Genomic DNA, 6168 nt, shown 5'->3' with positions numbered 1-6168 from the left:
TGTCGGCGATGTGGGCAAGGCCGGGGTCGCCATCGATTCCGTGGAAGATATGAAAATTCTGTTCGACGGCATCCCGCTCGATCAGATGAGCGTGTCGATGACCATGAACGGCGCGGTGCTGCCGGTGCTGGCGGGCTACATCGTCGCAGCCGAAGAGCAGGGCGTGCGTCAGGACCAACTGAGCGGCACCATCCAGAACGACATTCTCAAGGAGTTCATGGTCCGCAACACCTACATCTACCCGCCCGAGCCGTCGATGCGCATCATCGGCGACATCATCGAGTACACGGCGCGGCACATGCCCAAGTTCAACTCGATCAGCATCTCGGGCTATCACATGCAGGAGGCGGGTGCCAACCAGGCGCTGGAGCTGGCCTTCACGCTGGCGGACGGCAAGGAGTATGTCAAGACCGCGCTGGCCAAGGGGCTGGACGTCGACGACTTTGCCGGGCGGTTGTCGTTTTTCTGGGCGATCGGGATGAACTTCTACCTCGAGATCGCCAAGATGCGCGCCGCGCGGCTGCTGTGGTGCCGGATCATGAAGGGCTTTGGCGCCAAGAAACCCAAGAGCCTGATGCTGCGCACGCACTGCCAGACCTCGGGCTGGAGCCTGACCGAGCAGGACCCCTACAACAACATCGTGCGCACCACCATCGAGGCGATGGCGGCCGTCTTCGGTGGTACGCAGAGCCTGCACACCAATTCGTTCGATGAGGCGATCGCGCTGCCCACGGAGTTTTCGGCGCGCATCGCGCGCAACACGCAACTCATCTTGCAGGAGGAGACGCACATCACCAACGTCATCGACCCCTGGGGCGGCAGCTACATGATGGAGGCGCTGACGCAGCAGATGGCCGACAAGGCGTGGGCGCTGATCGAAGAGATCGACGCCATGGGAGGCATGACGCGCGCGGTGCAGAGTGGCTGGGCCAAGCTCAAGATCGAAGCCAGTGCCGCCGAAAAGCAAGCCCGCATCGACTCGGGCAAGGACGTCATCGTCGGTGTCAACAAATACCGGCTGGCCAAAGAGGATCCGGTGGAGATCCTCGAGGTGGACAACCTCAAGGTGCGCGAGGCGCAGATCGCCCGCTTGCAGCACATCCGTGCCACGCGTGACAACGCGGCCGTGCAGCGCGCGCTCGACGCGTTGACGGCGTGCGCGCAAAGTGGGCAAGGCAACCTGCTGGCCTTGACGATCGACGCGGTACGCCTGCGTGCCACCGTGGGTGAGGTATCCGATGCGCTGGAGAAGGTCTTTGGGCGCCACCGCGCCGACACACAAAAGGTGACCGGGGTGTACGCTGCCGCTTACGATTCCGCCGAGGGCTGGGAAAAGCTCAAACAGGAAATCGCTGCCTTTGCCGAGCAGTACGGGCGCCGCCCGCGCGTCATGATCGCCAAGCTGGGCCAAGACGGGCACGACCGTGGCGCCAAAGTGGTGGCCACCGCTTACGCCGACCTCGGTTTCGACGTCGATATCGGGCCGCTGTTCCAGACGCCCGAGGAGTGCGCGCGCCAGGCCATCGAAAACGACGTGCACGCGGTGGGGATCTCGACCCTGGCCGCTGGACACAAGACGCTGGTGCCCGCCATCATCGAGGCGCTGCGCCAGCAAGGGGCCGACGACATCATCGTCTTCGTCGGTGGCGTGATTCCGCGGCAGGATTACGAGTTTCTGTATGAGGCGGGGGTCAAGGGCATTTATGGCCCCGGCACGCCCATTCCGGCCAGTGCCAAAGACGTGCTGGAAAAAATCAAGGAAGCGCTGGCGTGAGCGACGCGGCGTGCGCAGCGCCAGCCCAGGTCTGGCTGCAGGGTATCCTGCATGGCGATGGTGCCACGCAGCGGCGTGCCGTTGCCAAGGCGATCACGTTGTTGGAGTCGACCCGCCCCGACCATCGGCGCGAGGCCGACGCGCTGCTCAACGCGCTGCTGCCGCACGCCGGGCGCGCTTTTCGCTTAGGGATCAGCGGCGTGCCCGGGGTGGGCAAGAGCACCTTCATCGAGGCGCTGGGCCTGCACCTGATCGGCCTGGGGCACCGGGTGGCGGTGCTGGCGGTGGACCCAAGCAGCAGCGTCTCGGGCGGCTCCATCCTTGGTGACAAAACGCGCATGGAGCGGCTCTCGACGCACGAGCGCGCCTACATCCGTCCCAGCCCGAGTGGTGGCAACCTCGGCGGTGTCGCCGCCAAGACGCGCGAAGCGATGCTGGTGTGCGAGGCGGCCGGCTACGACGTCGTGATCGTCGAGACGGTGGGCGTGGGGCAGAGCGAAACCGCCGTGGCCGGCATGACCGATATGTTTTGCGTGTTGCAGCTGCCTAACGCCGGTGACGACCTGCAGGCGATCAAAAAGGGCATCATGGAGCTGGCCGATTTGGTCGTGATCAACAAGGCCGACCTCGACGCCGATGCCGCGACCCGCGCCCAGGCGCAGATCACGTCGGCACTGCGCCTGCTTGGCTTGCACGGCCGACCCGACACCGCGCACCACGACGAGGCGCTGTGGCATCCGCGCGTCATCCAGCTCAGTGCCCTGTCGGGGCAGGGCGTGGCCGAGTTTTGGCGACTCGTCAGCGAATTCCGGCACCTGCAGCAGGCCAACGGCCGATGGCAGGCGCGCCGCCAGCAGCAGGCCAAAGCGTGGATGTGGGAGCGCATCGACAGTGGTCTGCGAGAGGCTTTTGCCCAACACCCGGCCGTCCAGGACCGCCTGCCCGCGCTCACCGCCGAGGTGTTGGCCGGACGCGTGGTGGCGTCGGTGGCGGCGCGGCAGTTGTTGCAGGCGTTTGCGATACCGTGCGTGACAGATACCGGAGCGCGTGCATGCTGAGCGTGGAATCGGTGCAGCGCATCGAAATGTCACCCGGTTGGCGGCGCCATCGCGTCGAGATCCTCGACGTGGCCGAGGGGCGGGTCGTGGTCAAGGGGCAGCGCCCACCGCGGTCGGCGGCACGCTTTTGGCTGATGTCCTCGCTGGCGCGTGTTGTGCGCCACCCGCTACTGCGCCCCGTACCGGCGCCGGGCGGTGCCGCTGCGCAAGCGACCGAGGTGCGGCGACTGCAGGCGCTGGCCCGCAGCGGGGTGCCCGTGCCTGCGGTGCTGCATCAAGCACCAGACTTCATCGTGTTGTCGCATGTGGACGGTGTGCCGTTGAGCGCCTTGTTGACCGACACGCCGGAGGTGGCGCTGCCGGCGTTTGAACGTGGCCTGCGCGGCCTGGCGCAGGTTCATGCTGCGGGTCAGTACCTGAGCCAGGCGTTCGCGCGCAACATGTTGCTGTCCGATCCAGGGGTGGTCTATCTGGATTTCGAGGACGATCCGCTGGAGGTCATGTCACTGGCGGATGCCCAGGCCCGGGATTGGCTGGCCTACCTCTTGTCGGCGCTGTGGTGTGTGAACGTGCCACGCGCACAGGTGCTTCAGGCGTGGTCCGAGGTGCAGGCCAGCATCTCGGTGGAGGTGCGCCAACGTATCGGCGGCGCCATCGAACGCTTGGCTTGGTTGCGCCACTTGCCCAATCGCCGCAATCCCTGGGGGCGCGACATCATCAGTCTGCAGGCGCTGGCCGATTTTTTGACGGATTGGCACAGCTCGCACTCCGTTTCATCCTAGGAGCTCATCATGCAAGAGATTCTCGAACAGCTCGAGCGCAAGCGCGCCGCTGCCCGCCAAGGCGGCGGGCAAAAGCGCATCGACGCCCAACACGCCAAGGGCAAGCTCACCGCGCGCGAGCGCATCGAAGTGTTGCTCGACGAGGGCACCTTCGAGGAATGGGACATGTTCGTCGAGCACCGCTGCACCGATTTCGGCATGGCGGACCAGAAGATTCCGGGTGATGGTGTCGTGACCGGCTACGGCATGATCAACGGGCGACTGGTGTTCGTCTTCAGCCAGGACTTCACCGTCTTCGGCGGTGCGCTGTCGGAGGCGCATGCCGAGAAGATCTGCAAGATCATGGACCAGGCGATGAAGGTCGGCGCGCCGGTGATCGGTCTCAACGACTCGGGCGGCGCGCGCATCCAGGAGGGTGTGGCGTCGCTGGGGGGCTACGCCGAGGTGTTCCAGCGCAACGTGCTGGCCTCGGGCGTGATTCCACAGATCAGCGTCATCATGGGCCCGTGCGCGGGGGGCGCGGTGTACTCGCCGGCCATGACCGACTTCATCTTCATGGTCAAAGACACGTCGTACATGTTCGTCACCGGCCCCGAAGTGGTCAAGACCGTTACACACGAGGAGGTCACCGCCGAGGAGTTGGGCGGCGCTGGCACGCACACCACGCGCAGTGGCGTGGCCGACCGCGCCTTCGACAACGACGTCGAGGCGCTGTTGATGGTGCGGCGTCTGTTCAACTACCTGCCGCTGTCCAACCGCGAGAAAGCACCCCTGCGCCCCAGTGGCGACCCCGTCGATCGCGCCGAGCTCAGTCTGGACACGCTGGTGCCCGATAACCCCAACAAACCCTACGACATGAAGGAGCTGATCCTCAAGACGGTCGACGACGGCGACTTTTTCGAGATCCAGCCCGACTACGCCAAGAACATCATCGTGGGCTTTGCGCGCATGGATGGGCAGACCGTGGGCATCGTGGCCAACCAGCCGTTGGTGCTGGCAGGCTGTCTGGATATCAAAAGCAGCATCAAGGCGGCGCGCTTCGTGCGCTTTTGCGATGCGTTTCACATCCCGGTCATCACCTTCGTGGACGTGCCGGGCTTCATGCCGGGCACTGCGCAGGAGTACGGCGGCATCATCAAGCATGGGGCCAAGTTGCTCTACGCCTATGCCGAGGCGACCGTACCCAAGATCACCGTCATCACCCGCAAGGCCTACGGTGGTGCCTACGACGTGATGGCCTCCAAGCACCTGCGCGGTGACGTCAATCTGGCCTGGCCGAATGCCGAGATCGCCGTCATGGGTGCCAAGGGCGCGGTGGAAATCATCTTCCGCGAAGACAAGAAGGATCCGGCCAAGCTGGCCGAGCGTGAGGCGGAGTACAAGCGGCGCTTTGCCAACCCCTTCGTCGCCGCCGAGCGCGGCTACATCGACGACGTCATCCTGCCGCACGAGACGCGCAAGCGTATCTGCCGCTCGCTCGTCATGCTCAAGGACAAGAAGCTCGACAACCCGTGGCGCAAGCACGGCAACATTCCGCTGTGAGGCAAGGGGAGCGCACACCATGTTCAAAAAAATCCTGATTGCCAACCGCGGCGAGATCGCCTGCCGCGTCATCGCTACCGCGCGTAAGATGGGCATCGCCACCGTCGCGGTGTACTCCGAGGCGGATCGTGAAGCCCGCCATGTCCGTCTGGCCGACGAGGCCGTGCTGCTCGGGCCTGCGCCCAGCCGCGAGAGCTACTTGGTCGCCGACAAAATCATTGCCGCGGCCAAGGCCACGGGAGCCGAGGCCATTCACCCTGGCTACGGTTTCCTGTCCGAAAACGAGGAGTTCGCCCGCCGCGTCGAGGAAGAAGGGCTGGTCTTCATCGGCCCGAAGCACCACTCCATCGCCGCCATGGGCGACAACATCGCCTCCAACACACTGGCCAAGGACGCGGGTGTCAACACCATCCCGGGCTGGAACGACCCGATCGAGACGCCCGAGCAGGCGGTCGAGATCGCGCGTGGCATCGGCTATCCGGTCATGATCAAGGCCAGTGCCGGCGGTGGCGGCAAGGGGCTGCGCGTGGCCTACAACGACAAGGAAGCGTTCGAGGGCTTTACCTCCTGCCGCAACGAGGCGCGCAACAGCTTCGGTGACGACCGCGTCTTCATCGAGAAGTTCGTCGAGGAGCCGCGCCACATCGAAATCCAGGTGCTCGGCGACGCGCACGGCAACGTGCTCTACCTCAACGAGCGCGAATGCTCGATCCAGCGCCGCCACCAAAAGGTGATCGAGGAGGCGCCGTCGCCCTTCATCAGCGATGCCACGCGCCGTGCCATGGGTGAACAGGCCGTGGCGCTGGCCCGGGCCGTGCAGTACCAGAGCGCGGGCACGGTGGAGTTCGTGGTCGGCAAGGACCAGAACTTCTACTTCCTGGAGATGAACACCCGTCTGCAGGTCGAGCATCCGGTGACCGAGATGATCACCGGCCTCGACCTCGTCGAGTGGCAACTGCGGGTGGCGAGCGGCGAGCGGTTGCCGCTGCGCCAGGAGCAGCTCGCGATCGAG

General features: G+C 65.2%; 5 protein-coding genes. All 5 read left to right on the top strand.

Features of this window, described 5'->3' with window-relative positions:
* A partial coding sequence (gene scpA / locus Q0716_RS02195) for a methylmalonyl-CoA mutase (RefSeq protein ID WP_299019167.1) occupies positions 1–1774 on the top strand: 1774 nt, incomplete at its 5' end.
* Positions 1775–1809: 35 nt separating this feature from the next.
* Positions 1810–2832: a methylmalonyl Co-A mutase-associated GTPase MeaB gene (gene meaB / locus Q0716_RS02190; RefSeq protein WP_299019169.1), complete on the top strand. Its 1023-nt coding sequence runs from the start codon at positions 1810–1812 to the stop codon at positions 2830–2832.
* Positions 2826–3614 (top strand): hypothetical protein, encoded by a 789-nt coding sequence (locus Q0716_RS02185; protein WP_299019165.1) that lies wholly within the window; start codon positions 2826–2828, stop codon positions 3612–3614. Before meaB ends, Q0716_RS02185 begins: the two co-directional genes overlap by 7 nt.
* A 9-nt stretch (positions 3615–3623) precedes the next feature.
* Positions 3624–5156 carry an acyl-CoA carboxylase subunit beta gene (locus Q0716_RS02180; protein WP_299019164.1) on the top strand — a complete coding sequence of 511 codons (1533 nt, stop codon included), beginning with the start codon at positions 3624–3626 and terminating at the stop codon, positions 5154–5156.
* Positions 5157–5175: 19 nt separating this feature from the next.
* Positions 5176–6168 (top strand): biotin carboxylase N-terminal domain-containing protein (locus Q0716_RS02175; RefSeq protein WP_299019163.1); only part of this gene is annotated, 993 nt, incomplete at its 3' end.

This window comes from uncultured Tepidimonas sp., assembly GCF_938045175.1.
Classification (GTDB): domain Bacteria; phylum Pseudomonadota; class Gammaproteobacteria; order Burkholderiales; family Burkholderiaceae_C; genus Tepidimonas.
The sequence above is the reverse complement of the archived record's forward strand: the minus strand, read 5'-3'. Positions and strand labels throughout refer to the sequence as shown.

Coding starts and splice junctions, on each gene's coding strand:
- Q0716_RS02185 (WP_299019165.1), top strand. CDS start 2,826: ATGCTGAGCGTGGAATCGGTGCAGCGCATCGAAATGTCACCCGGTTGG.
- Q0716_RS02180 (WP_299019164.1), top strand. CDS start 3,624: ATGCAAGAGATTCTCGAACAGCTCGAGCGCAAGCGCGCCGCTGCCCGC.